General features: G+C 45.8%; 11 protein-coding genes. 2 read left to right on the top strand and 9 right to left on the bottom strand.

Features of this window, described 5'->3' with window-relative positions:
* Window positions 1–562: 562 nt before the first annotated feature.
* From H9659_RS13115 to H9659_RS13105, 3 genes are read right to left on the bottom strand one after another with little or no spacing between them, the layout of a single operon-like run.
* Entirely contained in the window at window positions 563–1,465 is a 903-nt protein-coding gene (locus tag H9659_RS13115) for a glycine betaine ABC transporter substrate-binding protein (protein WP_191691315.1), read from the bottom strand.
* On the bottom strand, window positions 1,462–2,313 hold the full coding sequence (locus H9659_RS13110; protein WP_191691313.1) for an ABC transporter permease: 852 nt from the start codon (window positions 2,311–2,313) through the stop codon (window positions 1,462–1,464). Before H9659_RS13110 ends, H9659_RS13115 begins: the two co-directional genes overlap by 4 nt.
* Window positions 2,306–3,568, bottom strand: a complete 1,263-nt coding sequence (locus tag H9659_RS13105; RefSeq protein ID WP_191691311.1) for a quaternary amine ABC transporter ATP-binding protein — start codon at window positions 3,566–3,568, stop codon at window positions 2,306–2,308. The genes H9659_RS13110 and H9659_RS13105 overlap by 8 nt, the downstream gene beginning before the upstream one ends.
* Window positions 3,569–3,763: 195 nt before the next feature.
* Between H9659_RS13105 and H9659_RS13100 the strand changes: the two genes are divergently transcribed.
* A complete protein-coding gene (locus H9659_RS13100) occupies window positions 3,764–4,309 on the top strand; it encodes a GbsR/MarR family transcriptional regulator (RefSeq protein WP_191691309.1) in 546 nt (181 codons plus the stop codon).
* 287 nt (window positions 4,310–4,596) lie between these two features.
* Here the strand turns inward: H9659_RS13100 and H9659_RS13095 are convergent, their stop codons facing one another.
* The 6 genes from H9659_RS13095 to H9659_RS13070 form a co-directional block, all read right to left on the bottom strand.
* Window positions 4,597–6,291 (bottom strand): methyl-accepting chemotaxis protein, encoded by a 1,695-nt coding sequence (locus tag H9659_RS13095; RefSeq protein ID WP_191691307.1) that lies wholly within the window; start codon window positions 6,289–6,291, stop codon window positions 4,597–4,599.
* Between the two features lie 655 nt (window positions 6,292–6,946).
* Window positions 6,947–8,635 (bottom strand): methyl-accepting chemotaxis protein, encoded by a 1,689-nt coding sequence (locus tag H9659_RS13090; protein WP_191691305.1) that lies wholly within the window; start codon window positions 8,633–8,635, stop codon window positions 6,947–6,949.
* A 1,151-nt stretch (window positions 8,636–9,786) separates the two neighbouring features.
* Window positions 9,787–10,686, bottom strand: coding sequence for a DMT family transporter (locus H9659_RS13085; protein ID WP_191691303.1), 900 nt, complete (start codon window positions 10,684–10,686; stop codon window positions 9,787–9,789).
* 56 nt (window positions 10,687–10,742) lie between these two features.
* Entirely contained in the window at window positions 10,743–11,969 is a 1,227-nt protein-coding gene (locus H9659_RS13080; protein WP_318240732.1) for an amidohydrolase, read from the bottom strand.
* Entirely contained in the window at window positions 11,962–13,218 is a 1,257-nt protein-coding gene (locus H9659_RS13075) for an amidohydrolase (RefSeq protein WP_225217838.1), read from the bottom strand. The genes H9659_RS13080 and H9659_RS13075 overlap by 8 nt, the downstream gene beginning before the upstream one ends.
* A 60-nt stretch (window positions 13,219–13,278) precedes the next feature.
* Window positions 13,279–14,856, bottom strand: a complete 1,578-nt coding sequence (locus tag H9659_RS13070) for a glutathione ABC transporter substrate-binding protein (protein ID WP_191691298.1) — start codon at window positions 14,854–14,856, stop codon at window positions 13,279–13,281.
* 220 nt (window positions 14,857–15,076) lie between these two features.
* Between H9659_RS13070 and H9659_RS13065 the strand changes: the two genes are divergently transcribed.
* On the top strand, window positions 15,077–15,949 hold the full coding sequence (locus H9659_RS13065; protein WP_191691416.1) for an ABC transporter permease: 873 nt from the start codon (window positions 15,077–15,079) through the stop codon (window positions 15,947–15,949).
* Window positions 15,950–15,957: the final 8 nt, after the last annotated feature.

Below are 15,957 nucleotides of genomic sequence, written 5' to 3'. Positions count from 1 at the left end.
AGAAACTTCGCTAAGCGTCGGACAAATGCGAAGAGCTGATTGGTAAAGGGCACTTGGTGAACGTGAACTCTCACCAGATGATGGACAAACAGTGAGATGTGTCAGTGAACGCAGAACCTGCTTGGGCTAAGTGACTAGCCCTCCCTCAACAAGCGAAGCGCTACCAATTAGTCCCTTAACGCTTTTAAATTGTGTCCCGTTATCGAGAAACTTCGCTAAGCGTCGGACAAATGCGAAGAGCTGATTGGTAAAGGGCACTTGGTGAACGTGAACTCTCACCAGGTGATGGACAAACAGTGAGTTGTGTCAGTGAACACAGAACCCGCTTGGGCCGCTCTCCCTAATAAGCGAAGCGAACCCAAGTAATCCTTTAAAGCTGTTAAATTATGTCCGGTTATCGAGAAACTTCGCTAAGTGTCGGACAACTCCCGCTAAGTGATGATGAAGCTCACTTATTCGATGGACAAACTCTTCCAACTGAAGGACAATTCCACGCAGGAAATCGACAACACAAAAATCCCCCTCTGGCCGATCATTCGTCGGCCAGAGGGGGATCCCCTATTTACTCTTTTAAATCCTCAATTGAGTCAATATCCATATACTCTGGAACTGTCAATCCAATCTTCACGCCAGTCATGCTAGTACCCAAGTCTTCAAACTTGCCTTCATATTTCTCGGCATATGTTTTGTGAGTCACCGGTAACCAGCCTGCGAGTAATGCATCCGAACTGCCATCTGCAACCGATGTCCACATTGGACCCGCTTCCACTTGGGACATTTTCACTTTATACCCTTGGTCTTCCAATACCTTCGCCATGACGTTCGTGCTCGCAATTTCACTATCCCATGCGACATACGCTAAGTTGAATTTTTCGCCATCGACTTTCTCGACACCATCTGTCCATTCTGCTACTTTGTCTTCGTTGTCTTTAACCCAGTTCTCTGCCGCTACTTTAGGATCTTCTCCATCGATAATCGCAATCATCACTTCACCCATATCTTCTTCATCCCACTTGAAGTTTTGAAGAATTTGATAGGCTTCCGGATAGTCTTCTTTCAATCCAAGACGACCGATCGTATGGATTTCCTCTTCTCCCCCATAGGAGCCTTTCGGATCGTCCAAATATTTAAGATCATACTTTGTGAACATCCAGTGAGGAGTCCACCCCGTAATGATGATCGGCTCCTCCTTGTCAATCGCCTTTTTCAAAGAAGCCGTCATCGCAGCACCTGATCCGGTCGTCAATTCCCACTTGTCGAGCCCGTAATCACTAATGGCGCGGTCTGTTGCTTCCATGATTCCAGCGCCTGGGTCAATTCCCGTAATTTTGTAATCCACCATCTCACCAGCGGTTTTATCCGAACCACCTGAAGCATTGTCCTTATCGTCATCCCCACATGCTGCGAGACCTAATGCCAATAGTGAAACTGCGCTAATTCCTGCTAATTTCTTCGTCCATTTCATGATTCTTTTCCCCCTTGTTTTGAGCGACCTGCATGTTGTGTGATGCGGTCTAAAATTATAGCAACGAGTACGATTGCGACACCCGTTTCAACCCCTACACCGGTTTTCAGCTGCGTAACGGCTTGATACACTTTCGCCCCTAATCCAGGCGCCCCGACCATGGACGCGATAACAACCATCGACAGCGAAAGCATGATACTTTGGTTCACACCCGCCATAATATTCGGCTTCGCGAGCGGAATTTGCACTTTCAACAAGCGTTGCCACGTCGTCGAACCAAATGCTTCAGTTGCTTCAATCAAATCTTTCGGAACTTGTTCAATTCCGAGCATCGTCAATCGGATTGTCGGCGGCATCGCAAAGATGATTGACGCAACTAACCCTGGCACGACACCGATATTGAAGAAGAAGATCGCCGGGATCAAGTACACGAACGCCGGCATCGTCTGCATCAAGTCCAAAATCGGTGTAATAATCCTCCTAGCCGTCAGCTGCTGCGACATCCAAATCCCGATCGGTACGCCAATAATGATGGCGATTGCGACTGAGGTCAGAACGAGCGCAAGCATTTGAAGCATCGGATACCAATACCCTAAGTAGTCGATGAAGAGAAAGCCGATTAACGTGAATAGAGCAATCTTCTTCGTCGAGAACCACCATGCTAGCAAAGCAAAAATCACGGCTAGTAAAATCGATGGTGGAAAATCCATAATGTCGACGAACGTCTCAACGGTCGCTTCGAGTCCCGTGGCGATGCCGTCAAACAACGGTCCGAACACATCCACGAGCCAGTCAACGCCCGTATCAATCCAATCTGCAAACGGTAAGCGCGGTAATAACTCATTCATGTGCAGTCACCTCCGCTTCAACCTGTTTCGGCTTCGAAATCTCGCCGTTTTCGTTGATGAACTGATTATCACCAGCAAGCGCACCAATCATGGCGCCACGAATGATAATGCCTTTCAACCGGTTTTTTTCATCTACCACGGCAACAGGAATCGTCGCCGTCGAAACGATATCGAATAGATCCGTAAGCACACTGTCCCCTGTAGCCGTGATCACGTCTTTGATTAAAACGTCCTCGATTTTAAGATTTTTCTCTGCAGCAGCGACCGCGTCTTGAGCAGTCAGCGCGCCCATCAGACGGCCGCCTTTATCTACCACATAAATCGAAGAAATACGCAGACTCTCCATTAAACGAAGGGCAACACGAGGGCCTCTATCGATCTGAACCGTATCGGCATGTTTCATAATGTGGTTCGCTGTCAATACTTTCGACAAATCTACATCTTCCACGAAACGTTCGACGTAGTCATTCGAAGGATTCATCAGAATCTCTTCTGGTGTACCGATCTGCACGATTTCTCCGTCTTTCATAAGTGCGATTCGATCGCCAATCCGTAGTGCTTCATCCAAATCATGGGTAATGAAGATAATCGTCTTGCCCATATCTTCATGCAACTGGAGCAATTCGTCCTGCATATCTTTGCGAATCAATGGATCGAGTGCACTGAACGCCTCATCCATCAGTAAAATGTCAGGATTATTCGCGAGCGCACGCGCAAGTCCGACACGCTGCTGCATCCCTCCGCTCAACTGTCCCGGATATTGAGATTCATAGCCTGCTAGTCCAACGAGCCGCAATGATTCGATCGCTTGGTTCTTGCGCTCATCTTTATCTACCCCTTGAATTTCAAGGCCATACTCCGTGTTTTCCAAAATTGTACGATGCGGGAACAACGCGAAGTTTTGGAATACCATTCCGATTTTCTTACGACGGACATTTCGGAGCTGTTCTTTGTTCATCTTCACAATATCTTCCCCGTCCAACAGAATCTGTCCGGCTGTCGGATCGATTAATCGATTCAATAGGCGGACAAGTGTGGATTTCCCGCTTCCTGAAAGGCCCATGATGACAAATATTTCGCCATCGAGCACATCGAACGCGGCGTTATTGACCCCGACTGTCGCACCTGTTTCTTTTAAAATCTCTTTCTTCGTTTTACCTTCTTTAAGAAGTTGAGCCGCGCGTTTACTCGATTTCCCGAATATTTTCGACGCGTTTTTCACTTCTATTTTCTTTTTCAACAGTGCTTCTTCCATGCGAACCCCCCGATTCAATTTAAACGATGTTTCATAGTATAGCTGTAATCTGTTTGTAATACAAATTATTCACTTAATGTATCGTACGTACAGTTTTTTCTGTACATAACGATTGATTTACAACTAGAACTGTTCTAAGCTATACTGAAGTGTTCAAAGACTGATGAAAATGGTTCATCACAAGGAGGATCATCCATGACGGATGCGTACGAAAAACTAGAAAAATCCCGTAAACGAATTACCGAATCCATTGCCCAAAACATTCATCTCTATGGACTGCCGCCTTCTGCCGGAAGACAATTCGGCATGATGTTTTTTGAGAATCGCCCGCTCACCTTGGATGACATGTCCGCAGAACTCGGGATGAGTAAAACAAGCATGAGTACGTCGATCCGTTCACTTTCAGAAGCGAAACTGGTCGATCGAGTGTGGGAACGTGGCGTCCGCAAAGACTTATATGAAGTAAAAGACGACTGGTACCAAATCTTCGTCGATATGTTCACTGTCAAATGGAGAAGAGCCGTCTCGTTACATACGGCCGCTATCCGAAAATCACTGGCTGAATTGAAGGAACTGAAAAAAGCTGACGACATAACTGATGAACTCCTCGCACTTATAGAGACAGATATTGAAAAACTGCTGTACATCCGCGAATATTACGACTGGCTGGACCGGTTGATCGATGCGTTTGAAGACCAGAAGATATTCGATCTGGTTCCTAGATTAGAGGACGAAGCATAATAAAAACGACATCTCCTTGAATTGCGAGATGTCGTTTTTTGTGTGGATGGATATAAGGGCAGGGGAGCGCTCCTAATTAAACCCTTAAGATGGGTGAATTGTGTCCCATTATCGAGAAATTTCGCTAGGTGTCGGACAAATGCTGCTACGTGAGCGAGAAATTCCATCCATTGAACGGCAACCCGCTCCCAGTGTCGGATAACCCAGCATTTTTGATCGAGAACGCAGACAAGCAAAAAGCCCACCTGCCACTAGCGGCGGGTGAGCCTTTCTCCAAGCTATTTCACTTACAACTTGAATTCTCGTACCAATCCATTCAAATTTTCGGCAAGCTGGGCAAGTTGAGCAGAGCTGCCTGCCACTTCTTCCATGGAACTGCTTGTCTGCTGTGAAGCAGCTGCTGTTTGTTGAACGCCCGCAGCGGATTGCTCGGAAATGGCTGCGATTTCTTCGACTGATTCGCTCATTTCTTCACTTCCCGCTGAAATTTCTTCCAGGTTTTGAGAAATGATACCTATATCAGCCGTCATCTTATTGACTGCATCGCTGATTTCGCTGAACGTTTCGCGCGTCGTCTTAAGTTGTGCAGTCCCTTTTTCAACTTCTACATAACCCGCCTCAAGCGAACCCGCTACACTGCTGGACTCTTGCTGGATCGTACCGACGATTCCAGTAATGTCTGTTACAGATACAGCGACTTGTTCCGCCAGTTTGCGCACTTCTTCTGCGACAACGGCAAATCCTTTACCGTGCTCCCCAGCGCGAGCTGCTTCTATCGCTGCATTCAACGCTAAGAGATTTGTCTGATCTGCAATTGCCTTGATGACAACGACAAGCTTCGAAATTTCTTGTGACTGGACATCCAACCCTTTGATTTTCGCAACTGCTTCTTGGACAATGGTGTCAATACGCTGCATTTGTTCAGTGGATGTCTCCATCAATCGGGCACCGTTAGTTGTCTGTTCCAATACATTTTTAGACGTCTGCTGAATCGCTTCACCCTTCTGGTTGGCATCCTCAACCCTTCCCACAAAACGTTCCATCATCATCGCCAAATCAGTTGCAGTATTCGCTTCACTTTCGATCCCTGAGGTCAATTCTTGCATCGTCACTGCGATTTGTTGTGACGCCGCATTCACTTCCGTCGAGGACTGCGTCAGCTCTTCACTATGAGCTGAAACGGACGATGAAACATCATTGATTTCAGTGAGCATTCCACGCGTATGCTCACTCATTTCATTCGTAGCAGCCGCTAGTTGACCGACTTCATCCCGCGATGTCACGGCTAACGGTTCGTGGCTCAAATCACCTTCTGCAATCAGCTGCATGCGTTCCATTACTCGCTTTATTGGAGCTGTGATCACACGTGCCGTAACCAACGCTGCTCCAATACTGATGACGAGAACTAACAGCAGTACAATAGAAATCCAAATGAGCGTATGTTGACCACTCTCGATAATCTCTTGACCATGTGTTGTTGTCAGCTTTTCGCGTTTATCAGCAATTTTATGATACTCTGCAATCAATTCTGTACCTTCTGCAGATAATTCCTCCAGATTTTTAGCGGCACGCTCTTTACGGTTCGAGTCATACACATCGATTACATCAGACGCTAACTTCTTACGCCAATTGATCATTTTGTCGACTAAGTCCCCGAACTCTCCCGAAGTCCCTATCTTTTCAGCTTCAGCCTGCAGTTGGATACCGTCGTCAGTCAAAGAGAAAAATTCCTCCTTGTAGTGTTCATCTCCGAATAGCACGTAAGCACGAACTGCGGACATACGCCCCGCCATCGTATTCGCCAACTTCAAATCGATCGCCATTAACTGAGTATCTGTTTCAACAATCTCCTGGGTCTTTTGGTTAACTGCATTCACTGACAGTATCGTATAAATGCCCAACGCAAGAACTAATAGAACTACCACGCCAAATGCCGTCAACAGCCTGCTTTTCACACTTTTAAAACCTGATTTTCTTCTCATAACGCTCTCCCTCTAATGATTCTTTAGAATCATCCGTAACTATTTCTTTCGAATCAATTTCACCCATAATTATAGCCCTATAAATGTCTAAAGTCACTATCTTTTACATTATTTTAATGTTTTCATTTTATAACTCACAGTACAATACTTGTTGACCCAAGTTATTTACTAACATTCCGTACTAAATACGATACTTCTCAATAAGTAGTTATAAAATAGACATGACTTTGTATACTTAAATTAAAAATCTGTGAATAAATATTTAGACCTTTAGCAAGGCAAGGTGATAGTACCATTACTCTCTGACTTTCAACTGGATAACCTTTTATCATAAGATATGGAGCTTCGAGTACGCTACATGTTGAACTTCCAGCGGGTGTTTGCGCATTTTTCCGAACTTGTTCAGCAACATCTGCATCAGTTCTATGCACAATCCCCCTCGCTAACACCTTCTTTATCGGTTACGGTGCAGGCACTTTCAAGTCAGTTGACAGGAAATTTCTACTAGAGAGATAAATCCCGCTTTTTCAGAAGCCAAGCGATTGTTGAATCAGCTACTGACTTATTCTTATTAATCGATAAAAGCAGCCTACTCCAGAATATCGGAGAGGCTGCTTTTACGACGAAACTATGCTGGCTAATGAAATCTACTTCTTTACAATTTAAATTCACCCACTAGCTCTCTCAAATCTTGTCCTAGTTCAGCAAGCTGTGCAGAACTGCCCGCCAATTCTTCCATCGAACTGCTTGTCTGTTGTGAAGCAGCAGAGGTTTGCTGAACACCTGCAGCCGCTTGCTCAGAAATCGCAGCAATTTCTTCCACAGACTCGCTCATTTCTTCACTGCCAGCCGCAATATCTGAAAGATTCACCGAGATGACGCCGATATCCTCTGACATTTTGTTCACAGCATGACTGATCTCTACAAACGTTTCGCGTGTCGTCTTAAGTTGAGCTGTCCCTTTTTCCACTTCTTCATAGCCCGACTCAAGCGATCCGGCAACGCTGCTGGACTCTTTTTGAATTGTACCAACTATGCCCGTAATATCCGTCACGGAAACGGCTACTTGTTCAGCTAGTTTACGTACTTCTTCTGCAACAACCGCGAACCCTTTACCATGTTCTCCAGCGCGAGCGGCTTCAATCGCTGCATTTAATGCGAGTAAATTCGTCTGATCGGCAATCGCTTTAATCACAACGACAAGTTTCGAAATTTCTTGCGATTGGACATCCAACCCTTTAATTTTCGTAACGGCTTCTTGCACGATAGCGTCAATTCTCTGCATCTGTTCAGTAGAAGATTCCATTAACGCCGAGCCGTTTTCCGTCTTTTCCATGACGCTTTCAGAAGCTTTTTGAATCGCTTCTCCCCGTTTGTTTGCACTTTCAACACGTTCCACGAATTGTTCCATTGCCATCGCTAGATCGGTTGCGGTGTTCGCTTCACTTTCAATCCCTGATGTCAGCTCCTGCATCGTCACTGCGATTTGTGCTGATGCTTGTTTCACTTCAATGGAGGACTGCGTCAATTCCTCACTGTGTGCAGAAACGGATGAGGAAACATCATTGATGCGATTCAGCATATTACGGGTATTGTCACTCATTTCATTCATCGCGACCGCCAGCTGCCCGGCTTCGTCTTCCGAAAGAATTTCTAGTGGTTCCTGGCTTAAATCTCCGTCTGCAATAGATCTCATGCGATTTCTAACTTGCGTAAGTGGTTTTGTAATGGCTGCTGTAGTCGTAGCGGATGCCGTTCCACTAACTACCAATGTCAGAATTGAAACTGCAAATACCAATCTCAGCGTGATAATTCCACTGTGAATGATTTCATCGCCATGAGTCATGGTTTGTTTTTCACGTCTATCTGCAACTTTATGGTATTCAGCAATCAATTCCGTACCTTCTGCAGACAAACTCTCCAAATTTTGTATGGCTCGTTCTTTTCGATTTGCATCATACATGTCTAAAACATCTGTTGATAGCTTCTCGCTCCAATTTGATGTTCTTTCCTCTAAATCTCCCAAATCCCCTCCAAGTTTAACGGTCTCTCCTTGAAGGGTATTGGCATAATCCGTTAACATATTGAATTCTTCAATATATTGCTCATCGCCAAACAACATATAAGCCCGAACAGCAGACAGCCGTCCAGCCATCGAATTCGCCAATCGTAAATCCGCGACCGCTAATTTTGTATCATGTTCAATAATATTTTTCGTTTTTTCATTCACTCGTTGTATGGAATTCAACGTGAAAAACGCCAACCCTAAAACGAGCAGCATAACAATTCCAAATGACCAGTAAAGTCGCGATCTAATGCTTTTATATCTCATTCTTCTCTTCATAATAATGTCAATCTCCTTCTATTTAAGTAATAACACTCCAATATTCACATATACATCCGGTTCCTTCCAATCAACAATTATAGTCGTGATGAGGTCTAAAGTCACTACTATTTTCAGAATATGTCCTATTATTTAATAGGTCATTCAGATTAAAAACAGCCTATTCGCTATTCGAATCAAGCAAGTTGGATCTACTTATAGGTTAATAACAGAGATTATTGGAGCATACTAGGTAATCTATGAATTTTGTAAAATCAGTCCACCATGCACTCCGGGTTCAGCCATGGGCATGTCACTAACCTCTCCCTCAACAAACGAAGCGCTGCCAATTAATTCCTAAAACCCGTTGAATTGGGTCCCGTTATCGACAAACTTCACTAGGTGTCGGACAAATGCAATGAGCTGATTGGTAAAGGGCACTTTGTGATCGAGAACTCTTACCAGGTGATGGACAAACGGCGGAAAGTGTCGGTGAACGCAGAAACCGCTAGGGCCGATTGTCTAGCCTATCTCCCAACAAGCGAAGCGCTACCAATTAATCCCTTAAATCGGTTGAATTGTGTCCCGTTATCGACAAACTTCTCTAGGTGTCGGACAAATGCAATGAGCTGATTGGTAAAGGGCGCTTTGTGATCGAGAACTCTTACCAGGTGATGGACAAACGGCGAAATGTGTCGGTGAACGCAGAAACCGCTAGGGCCGATTGACTAGTCTATCCCTCAACAAGCGAAGCGCTACCAATTAATCCCTTAAATCGGTTGAATTGGGTCTCGTTATCGACAAACTCCGCCAAGTGTCGGTGAAATGCAATGAGCTGATTGGTAAAGGGCACTTTGTGATCGAGAACTCTTACCAGATGATGGACAAACGGCGGAATGTGTCGGTGAACGCAGAAACCGCTAGGGCCGATTGACTAGTCTATCCCTCAATAAGCGAAGCGCTACCAATTAATCCCTTAAATCGGTTGAATTGTGTCCCGTTATCGACAAACTTCACTAGGTGTCGTACAAATCCCGAGAGATGTCCAAGAAATCCTGGCCAGTGACAGACAAACACCCCTAGTTGATAGAGGAACGTCGATTGGTGAACGACAACACGAAAAAAACCCATCTCGCCAATGCGAAATGGGTCTTTCCTTAATCTTATATCTCCTAGCTTCTGTCCTGCATCGTCGGTACTTGCGGTGTTCGCAGCGATACTGTGATTCCTAGGATGATAATGAATCCGCCAATCAGCTGTGGCAAACTGATGATGTGCTGCAAAATCACGTAACTGAAAATCATGGCGATGAACGGTTCCAAGTTAAGCAGCAGCGCGATGTTCGATGCACCTGCTTCCCGGATGACGCCGTTCCACAAATACGTGCATAATCCGTGCATCACGATTGCGGTGACAATGAGCAGCAACCAATAGGTCCAATCGACTTCCAATGTCGAAGGAATCGCCTTCCAAGACACAAACGGCAACAAGCCGATCATGCCGATCAGGTTCGTGTACCAAGTGATTACACCTACGCTCATCGTTTTTGACATATGCTGAACGAGAAGCAGAAAAACGGAAAACGATAGCATCGTTCCTGCAATCAGCAATTCCCCCCGCCCAATGGAAGGGACAAACCACGTCCCTTCGGTGATGACCAGCCATACTCCGCAAAGTCCGATCAATGCCCCTCCCCAAAATATAAGTCGCCGCTTCTCTTTCAAGTAATAAACGGAGAGTGAAACGGTCACGATTGGGGAAAGTGCTAAAATCAGCGACGCCGTCACGGGATCGGTGTACTGGAGGCTCGCGTAAAAACTCCATTGGTTAAAAGAAACACCGATAAGTCCGCCCACAATGAGCAACAGCCACCCCTTTTTGTCTATGCGCATTCCGCGAACTTGCAGCCGGGTCACTGAATATAGGAACATTAATATGAACAGCAACCGGATAACCGCAATGATTCCCGGATTAAACTGCTCCACTAATATCGAGCCGAAAACAAAGTTGCTTCCCCACGCAATGACACAAAACAATCCAATCAGATATAACTTCATTTGACTACGTTCCACGCGTTCACCTGCCATCTAAAAAAGGATGGCTGCACTCGGCAGCCATCCCTTACTCATTACAATGCTGGAGTTACAATTTTACCTTTTACCATTACGCAGCGGTCGACCGGCTTTCTTGCGACCACTTCCGCCGTTGACGCAGCATCGAAGAAAACAAAGTCCGCTTTGTCTTTCACTAATGGCCACATGCGTTCGCCTTGGGCATTCAATGGCGTCACTCCATTCGTAGCAAAACGTAACGATTGGCGCAATGCTCTTTCTTCGATTTTACGGTTGAGCTCCCCGAAACGCGTCACTTTCTCTAACACGTCACCTGTTCCATACGGACTCCACGAATCATAAAACCCGTCGCACCCGAAATGCACGCGAACTCCGTGCTCGTCCAGCAATTCGATAGGTGGCAGCGTTCTGTTCAAGTTAATCGGAACTGTCGACATGATCGCCACGTCCTGTGCTGCCAGACGCTCTGCTATTTTCACTTGCTGTCCAATCGGTACATCGCCTAAACAGAACGAATGGCTCAGTGCTGTGCGTCCGCGATATCCTGCATCCTCCACTATATCAATCCATTTATCCGATGTATAGTACCCGACCATTCCGCCGTCATGCAGATGGATGTCGACATCCGCGTCAAACTCAGTCGCAATGTCCATCACTTCGTGCAGCGAGCGTTCAATGGACTGATCAATTCCAGCAGGATCGAGTCCCCCAACGATTGTCGCTCCACTCCGCATCGCTTCACGCATTAACGCCGGAACTTCACCTCGAAGCAGACCGTGTTGCGGGAATGCGACGATTTCATGAGTCACAATTCCATCATAGGCTTGAAGAGCCGCTTTCACCCCCTCCAAATTCTTCAATCCGATATAAGGATCGATGTTCACATGCGTGCGGATATGAGTGACACCGTAGCCAAGAAGTGTTTCAATCATTTTCTTTGCTCGCGTCTCAGTGGAACCCGCCAATTCATTCAGCTCCGCTGCTTCATGCTGCAGCCGCTCTTTCAAATTCGCCACTGGTGTAACTGCTTTCCAGTCCAACGTCATGTAGGTTTTGTCCAAATGATTGTGCATTTCTTTTAACGGCGGCACTGCAAGTTTACCTTTCATATCAATCTGTTCGCCATCCATATGGACAGGACTTCCGGCATCATGGATTTCCTCGATCACTCCATCCACAACTTTCAAAGTATGCAGCGCCGTCTCAGTTTCAACCGCTCCGTTATCCATCATTCTATTACCCGTCTCCAACTTTACATTCACAAGCCACGTTGTTTCAGCCACGTTGAACGCCCCCCATCTGTAAACCGCTCTGTACAATGCCATTTTCCGCAACCACTTTCCCTTGGAAGATGACTCGTGTAATCGGCTTGCGGCGAGCCACAGCTTGTGCTGAACAAACTGCATCGATTAGCAGGAAGTTTGCGTCGTCTCCGACTTTTGGCCAGACAGCATTGCCTTCGTCATCGAGCGGCATGATTCCGCCTGTCGCATACTGCCAAGTACGATTCAATGAGAATTCATCCATAAAACGGAAGCGTTCTGCCAGAATCGATAGCTTTTCAATGGTATCCCCGGTCCCATAAGGTGACCAGTGGTCTGTCAGACTATCGTGTCCCAGTGATACATTCACGCCGTTCTTTTGCAAATACTGGACTGGAATTGTTGGACGATTCGTTGGAATCGTTGTCGTCACGTCGATTTGAGCTTCTCTCAAAATCGCTGTCATCGCCTCAAGTTCAGCGCCTTGCAGATCGCCAAGAGCTATCGCATGGCTGATTGTCGTCTGTCCGGTTTTCCCTGCTTGTGTCGCAAGTTCAGCCAGCTTTCTGAATTCAAATGCTCCGAGAGAGTCACCATCATGGATATGTATATCCAATCCCTTACCTGACTCAGTCGCAATGTCCATTGTCGTTTCTAGTGAGCGCTCAATATCCCGATCGATCGTTGCAGGGTCGACACCGCCCACCAGCGTTGCGCCTTTTCGCATCGCTTCTCTCATCAATGATTCGGAATTCGAACGCAATAAGCCGTGCTGCGGGAATGCGACGATGTCATACGTCAACATCCCTTCGAATTTCGCAAATGCTTCCAACGTGATTTCAATGTGCTTCGTTCCAATTTGAGGATCGACATTACAATGAGATCGAATGTGTGTATGACCTTGTGACAACAGCCATTCAATCATTTTTTCTGCACGCTGCAAGGCAACAGGAAGTTGTTGTGGCAACAGTTTTTCTTCTTCTTCAATCCGGGTGATAATACCGTTTGTGATTGGCACACACGCTTTCCATGGACCGCTAAAATAGGTTTTGTCGACATGGATATGCATTTCACGCATCGAAGGCATGAGTAAGTTTCCAGACACATCGATGACGGTATCAGCTGGAACCGTTAGCGACTGCCCGATTGTCTCCACTTTACCGTCTTTTACAAGGACATCATATACAGCGGTATTCGTACCTGTTACTCGGTCCCCATCGTATTGGAATCCTGTTTCCAACGTTACATTTTTCAACAACAAAGTTGTCAATTCCATCACTCCTTCAAAAAGATAGAGTAAGGCCCGAACTTGCGGCCTTACTCTTCAGTTTTACTTACTCACAGTTGTTTCATTGATAATCAGATAGTTGGATGGGTTCAAATAGAAGTCTTTTACATCGTTATTGTAGACCGCTAGATGCTCATAGTTACGGATCGGAACATACACAGCGTCGTCCATCTCTTGCTGCATAGCTTGTTCATAGATCTCTTCACGTTTACTAGGATCCATTTCCACTCGGCCTTGTTCGATCAGCTTATCGATTTCAGGATTTTGATAGTAGAAGTGGTTCCCAGGGGATCCAATGGAATCTGAGTGGAACAGGTTATATTGGTTATAGTCTCCATCGCCTGTTGCATTTCCCCAGCCGCCAATGAACATCTGATGTTTACCGCCATCGACTTCATCGATATACGCACCATATTCCATTACTTGGATCTCTACGTTCACACCAATTCCTTTAAGTTGTGACTGGATGACTTCCGCCATGTTAATGCGTTCTTTCCGGTCACTCGTCAGTAATTTCACCGTGACTCCGTCTTCCAGGCCAGCTTCTTTCATCAGTTTCTTCGCTTCATTAATGTCATACGGATATGCTTCGATATTTTTACTGTAGCCGAACACTTTCGGACTCATGGCAGAATTCGCTAGTGTTCCTACATCATTATAGACACCACTCAAAATCGCCTCGCGTTCAATCGCATAACTGACAGCTTGTCTTACTTTCACGTTATCAAAAGGTGCTGCTGTCGTATTGAATCCTACGTACTCGACAGCCAACCCTTCAGTACGGTATAGATTCAGTGTATCAGAGCTTTCGATTCGATCAATTTCGGTGACTGGCACCTGGTCTGAGATTTGAGCTTCACCTTGCTCGATCATTGCGAGTCTAGTTGCATCTTCAGGAACCACTTTAAATACGACTTTATCGAGTTTCACTGGAGTGCCCCAGTAGTCTTTGTTTTTCACTAATGTGATGTCTTGACCTGACTTCCATGATTCAAATACGAATGGTCCTGTGCCGACTGGATGTGTCGCAAGTTTTTCAGCCGACTCGTCAATTGCCTTCGGACTAATGATACTTCCTTCATTACTTGCAAGGATTGAAAGTAACGGTGCATACGGTTCAGATAGTTTGAGAGTGACGTGAGTCGGATCTTTCACGACTACTTCTTGAATCATCCCAAGTTTCGATTGTTGAGGAGAACCCGTTGCCGGATCCAAGATACGATCTATCGTCTTTTTCACAGCTTCTGCATCAAACGGTGTACCGTCGTGGAATTTCACATTCTCGACGAGTGTGAATTCCCAAGTGAGGTCATCCGTCTGTTCCCACTCAGTTGCGAGCAACGGTTTAATATTCATATCCTTATCAAACTGGACGAGCGTTTCATAGACTTTGCCATGAATGACGTTTGCTGAAGGGATATCTGTGATGAAATGCGGATCGAGCCCTGTTGCATCCGATAATCGGACGACTGTGAGCGTACCGCCGTCTTCTGACTTCTCCTTATCCCCACCTGCACTTGCTTTATCATCTGAATTCGATCCGCTTGTTGAACAAGCTTGCAAAATCAGAAGCAACACCCCTGTTAGTACTACTGTAAGAACCCTTTTCCAACTCTTCATTGTGCTCCCCCATTTCAAATCGTTTTGTCGTTCTAATCTGATTATATAAAACTAAACCGGAAATCACTTTCACTATCTTGCTCACCTTTTTTAATATTTCAACTACTTAGAGTATTCCTATTTACAGGGACATCCAAGCGTTTTACATTTGAGTTATCTTCTACAGACTACCGCAGGGAGGGAATGGAAAATGGCTACAAAAATTACTGCAGCACAAACCATGGAATTAGCGAAAGCTAGACAGAACACACGCAAAGAAAGGTGGCAGTCATTTCGGAGTGTCATGACTCAGAACAAGGCGGCGATGGCGGGTGCTATCATTATAGGAATTTATCTCCTCATGATGCTTGTCGCTCCACTTGTCGCCCCTTACGATCCTTTCGAGATTTCACTGGAAGACAAATTGACGCCACCTTCCATGGAACATTGGATGGGCACGGACGATAAAGGCCGGGACATATTGAGCCGGATCCTCTATGGTTCACGATTATCCATCGGCGTCGGTTTCGCTTCCGTATTATTCGGGGCATTCTTCGGAATCACGTTAGGACTCATCGCCGGCTACTACGGTAAATGGGTGGATACCATTATTAGCCGCCTGTTGGATGTCATGCTTGCATTCCCAGGAATTTTGCTTGCACTTGCGATCATCAGTGCTCTTGGACCTGGTCTCATTAACGTAACGATCGCAGTCGGGGTATTCTCGATTCCCTTGTTTGCAAGGATTGTCCGGGGATCCACGATGGAAGTGAAAAAGCTCGAATACATTGATGCGATCCGTACACTTGGAGCCAATGACTTTACTATCATCTTTAAACACGTCTTTCCGAACGTACTCTCACCTATTATCGTACAAGGTTCTATGCGTCTAGCTACCGCAATCCTTTCAGCAGCCGGACTTTCTTTCTTAGGACTTGGCGCTCAGCCTCCATCACCGGAATGGGGTGCGATGTTATCCAGCGGACGTGATTTCCTGTTCAGCGCACCGTACATGGCCATCTTCCCTGGTTTGATGATTTCAGTTCTCGTTCTCGGATTCAATCTTTTCGGGGATGGATTACGGGATGCACTCGATCCTAAACTTAAAAAATAAGGAGGTCC

Origin of the sequence: Sporosarcina gallistercoris (genome assembly GCF_014836415.1) — a bacterium.
Taxonomy (GTDB): Bacteria; Bacillota; Bacilli; order Bacillales_A; family Planococcaceae; genus Sporosarcina; species Sporosarcina gallistercoris.
The sequence above is the reverse complement of the archived record's forward strand: the minus strand, read 5'-3'. Positions and strand labels throughout refer to the sequence as shown.